Below are 670 nucleotides of genomic sequence, written 5' to 3' on the forward strand. Positions count from 1 at the left end.
TGTCCGGCTGTCCGGTTAGGGCTCTCACCTGCATAAACGGGCCGGACAGCTCAAAGTGCGGGTGTCCGGGCTGTCCGGTCACAGACGGCTGTACCACCCCCGGGGTGGTACAGCCCGTCGGCGAAGCCGACCCCTCAATGAACGTAGGAGCCGGAGGCGACTTCCGATCTGATCTGCCTCACGAGGAGCAAACAGCAGGCGCGGAACTTTCCCTACCTGATCAAGTCGGCTCGCTCCACTCGCCGCGCGCTGCCCGGCTCACCGCCGGGGCCCGCCGCTCCTAATGGCGCCGTAAGACGTTGGAGGTGCCTCGTTAGACCATCCTTCGTCCTTCCTCCAGGCCAGCCGCAAGATCGCGTAAGTTAGGCATGCGCTTGGGATTTCCCGAAAGCACCCCCCCTAGCAATTTGCGTACTACTGAAGGAATGCCTCGCCGCAGTTTACCCACAGGTGGAAGGCTAGCGTCAGAAAGCGGCATGCGGCCGGTCAGGCTATGATGAATCGTAGCCCCGACTGCGTAGACGTCCTGAAATCTCCAACGGTCCGACAACTCCATATCAGTGACCTTTGGAATAAGATAGCCAGGCGAACCCCACGGTGATTCTCGACGATCATCGATATAGCAAGCACCTTCGAAATCGATCGCATACAGCTTACCTTGAGCATCCAT

General features: G+C 59.6%; 1 protein-coding gene. It reads right to left on the bottom strand.

Going from position 1 to position 670, the window contains the following annotated elements:
- Nucleotides 1-313: 313 nt before the first annotated feature.
- Nucleotides 314-670: hypothetical protein (locus ACYVO6_RS49440; protein ID WP_461073630.1), on the bottom strand; the 357-nt coding region annotated here is incomplete at its 5' end.

It is taken from the genome of Streptomyces pseudoechinosporeus, from assembly GCF_054783935.1.